Source organism: Aneurinibacillus aneurinilyticus ATCC 12856 (genome assembly GCF_000466385.1).
In the GTDB taxonomy this organism is placed as follows: Bacteria; Bacillota; Bacilli; order Aneurinibacillales; family Aneurinibacillaceae; genus Aneurinibacillus; species Aneurinibacillus aneurinilyticus.
Genome location: NZ_KE952863.1, coordinates 1 through 3,642, shown reverse-complemented (window position 1 = coordinate 3,642; position 3,642 = coordinate 1). Strand labels below are relative to the sequence as shown.

Annotated in this window: 3 protein-coding genes; 1 reads left to right on the top strand and 2 read right to left on the bottom strand. The window is 43.7% G+C overall.

Annotated features, from left to right (window positions below; all coding sequences use genetic code 11):
- Positions 1-53 precede the first annotated feature (53 nt).
- The gene (locus HMPREF0083_RS19785) at positions 54-389 is read left to right on the top strand and encodes a YxeA family protein (RefSeq protein WP_021623485.1); all 336 of its coding nucleotides are present in this window, start codon (positions 54-56) and stop codon (positions 387-389) included.
- Between the two features lie 468 nt (positions 390-857).
- Here the strand turns inward: HMPREF0083_RS19785 and HMPREF0083_RS19780 are convergent, their stop codons facing one another.
- Both HMPREF0083_RS19780 and pepF read right to left on the bottom strand, forming a co-directional pair.
- Positions 858-1,493, bottom strand: a complete 636-nt coding sequence (locus tag HMPREF0083_RS19780; RefSeq protein ID WP_021623483.1) for a peroxiredoxin family protein — start codon at positions 1,491-1,493, stop codon at positions 858-860.
- 71 nt (positions 1,494-1,564) lie between these two features.
- Positions 1,565-3,487: an oligoendopeptidase F gene (gene pepF, locus HMPREF0083_RS19775; RefSeq protein WP_021623482.1), complete on the bottom strand. Its 1,923-nt coding sequence runs from the start codon at positions 3,485-3,487 to the stop codon at positions 1,565-1,567.
- Positions 3,488-3,642 lie beyond the last annotated feature (155 nt).

Here is a 3,642-nt window from a genome sequence, read left to right as displayed (position 1 = left end):
CTGGATCATACTGGATAATCAACACCCTTGAAAATAAATAAAAGGAGAAAAAAATGAAGAAAATTATAACCATTATAGCTGTTATAGCAGTTGTTGTTATTTTTGGAGGATTATTTGTTATTCAAAATGTGAATCTTAACAAACTCGGTACAGAAAAATATTATGTTCAGACTAAAGGGGCACCAGATAATTCCGGTCAATATACCCTTCCTGGCTATAATAAAGATGGAAAAGAACAGACGCTTACATTTATGAAAGCTGGAGAAGATCACAAGTTTAAAGAAAATGCCTATTTATGTGTGTATGTCAAAGCTGAAAAAGGAGTTACTTCTTATGAAGAAGTAAAAAAAGAAGATATACCTGATAAGGCAAAAGAAAAGCTGCAATAGAAAAACCCGGCATCATTGCCGAGTTTCTCAAAACGTCATCCAGATTTCAGAAATCCATCCCCTGTATTAATCACATGCACACGCAATAATGACCAAGAGGATAAACAGAACAAGAATGACCCCGATTTCCTCTCTTTCATGAAAGAATCCCATACGTTCATCCCTCCATGTATGATTGATTTACTTACGCTTCATACTATGCGGATACGTATGGACAGGTGTTGGGTGAATGCCCTTATTCGGGCTACAGTTCAACTTGATTAAGCTAACATATATTATTGAAAAATTATTTTGATCTAAACATGAATAATCACGCCTGTTGATTATCCATAAGGTGGAAGAAAGGCCAGTGTGTCCTTTTCCGACCGTGCCCACCCACCGCCCTTCCGTCTTTTCCTACCTCTTATAACGGTGAATAGTTCTGGAAAAAGATGGACGCACAAAAAATATAGGCTTTTTCAATGCTGTCTACTTGACAGGAACATGACCACCTTTAACAACTACCCGCATCTTTTCTTTTGTCATCGGTCCGAGCACTACCTTTCGAATGATCCCGTTGCTGTCAATAACGAAGCTGCTCGGAATAATCGTTGTTTGATATTGATGGGCTACCTTCGATTTTTTATCAAGCAAAATTGGAAACTGCATTTTCATTCCTTCAACAAACCGTTTCACATTCGGAATACTACTCTCTGTTTCGGTCAAATTTACCGCAAGAATTTCGATGTTCTCTTTCCGCGCTTTTTCATAAAATGCTACCATATCCGGAATCTCTTTGCGACATGGCAGGCACCAGGTTGCCCATATGTTCATGATGACCGTCTTGCCTCGAAAATCGGATAGGCGCATCGTTTTGCCGTCCAGCGTTTCAAGCGAGAAATCTGGTGCCTTATTTCCTTCTTTCACACCTATTTCGGCCTGTGGAGCCGTTGTTTTTTCGCCGTAATCGGGTAACGCTTGCCCGTTCATACTGGTAGAATTGTCGGAAGTTGAACGAGATTGCGTCCCGTCTGCTTCTCTGCTGCCAGACAGCGTACCGTACAATACGCCGCCAATGAGCGCTAGAAGTACGAGAATAGCCGCAACATTTTTCACGTTTCTCATCCTTTCTTCTTCTGTCCTCTTCTATTATAGGCCAAAAAAAGTCAAAATAAAGAAGGTAAGCAGCTATTCACTTATTTTTGATTGATGAGTCTCTCCAGCTCATTCAACGTTTCAGCAAATACCTTCATCGCATCATCAATCGGTTTGGACGTTGACATGTCAACGCCTGCCGCCTTCAATATATCAATCGGTGCTGCGGAATTGCCTGCGGATAAGAACTTGTCTCGAATGCGCTCTACCGCGGGACGGCCTTCCTTTTGCACCTGTTTAGCCAGCGCTGTGGATGCAGCAAAGCTGGTCGCATACTGGTACACATAGAAGTTGTAATAAAAATGCGGAATACGTGCCCACTCCATTGCAATCTCTTGATCATCAGCCACCGACGGCCCATAGTATTTTTTATTCATATCACTATACATTTTTTTCAGCGCCTCCGCATTCAGCGACTCACCTGCCTGCTCCTTCTCATGAATAAGCTTCTCAAATTCGGCGAATTGTGTCTGGCGAAACAGCGTGGTCCGGAAGTTTTCCAGACGTTGGTTCAACAAATACATTTTCTCCTGCTTCGTCTTTGCTTTGGCGTACAAACTATCGAACAGCAGAGCTTCATTGAGGGTAGAGGCCACTTCCGCTGTAAAAATGGGATAGCTGGACATCATATATGGTTGCGTTTTGTTCGTGTAATACGTATGCATCGCGTGGCCAAGTTCATGTGCAATGGTAAATACATCGTTATAGGTACCCTGATAGTTTAGCAATACGTACGGATGCGTATCATACGCTCCGGACTGATATGCGCCTGAGCGCTTATCCTCAGTGGCGTATACATCGATCCATCCATTTTTAAACGCCTCTTCAAGCGTCTTGCTGTAGCCGTCTCCCATCGGCTTCAAGCCTTCGAGCACCATATTCTTTGCTTCCTCATACGGAATATAGGCTTGGCTTACTTCCGTGTTCGGCGTATACATATCATACATATGCAGCTCTTTTACGCCAAGCATCCTCTTCTTTAATTCCATATAGCGATGAAGCTGCGGCAAGCCTTTATTAACGCTGGTGATTAGCTCATCATACACTTTTGGCGGGATATGATTAGGGGTCAGGCTCGCCTCAAGCGCATTCGGATATTTGCGGGCTTTGGCATATGTATTATTTGCTTTCACTTTACCTGCAAGCGTTTGAGCGAACGTATCCCGGAATCCTTCGAGTGTCTTATAGTACGCTTCAAAAGCGGCCTTACGCACACCGCGGTTCTTGCTTTCCATATATGAAACGAAGTTGGCGCGTGTCAGTTGTATGTCTTTGCCCGTTTCATCCTTGATCTTCGGGAATTTTACATCTTTGCTAAGCATCGAATAGGTGCTTTCCGGGTTTTGCTCCAGAGGCGAGAACTGGGCCAGCAACCCCTCCAGCTCCTTCGTAAGTGTATGCGGCTTGATTCGCTCAAGATCTTCGAGAAATGTTTTATATGGTGCGAATTCTTTTGCTGCAAGATACCTTTTCATTCTATCCTCCGGAATAGCCAGCACTTCCGGCGTAAACCAGGATGTTTTCTCGGCGGTTAGCGTACTCAGCTTTTTGGCCTTATCCATGACTTCCTGTAGCTGTGGATTGGATGAATTCACATCGAAGCCCATGGAAGCATACACATGCACCTTATCGCGCAGCCGCATCAAATCACTTAAATCGTTCAACGATTGCAGAAGGTTTCCAGCGGATTGCCCGATTTTCCTCTGATGCTTTGAAAACGCGTCAGCCAGCTGTGTCAGCTTTTTGACATCTGCTTCCCATGCCGCCCTGTCCGCATAAATATCCTCCAGCCTCCACTTATACTGTGCCGGAATATCCGCTCGTGATCGATAATCCGGCCTCTGTGCTCCTTTGGTCGCTTCCGCCGCATAAACAGCATGTGAGCGCAACGAAATAAACGGGATGGTCAGTATGGTCACTGCCAAGGTAGCCGCCGTCATGGTAGTAATCATTTTTCGCTTCATGCCTCATTCCTCTTTTCCAAAAAAATCAAACTATGTATGGTATGCTCATCTCTTTATGTATCATACAGAGAAATTAATTTTAATTATATTCAGAATAATATATTCACGCCTGTTGATTATCCATAAGGCGGAAGAAAGAAGGTGCACGCGTCGGC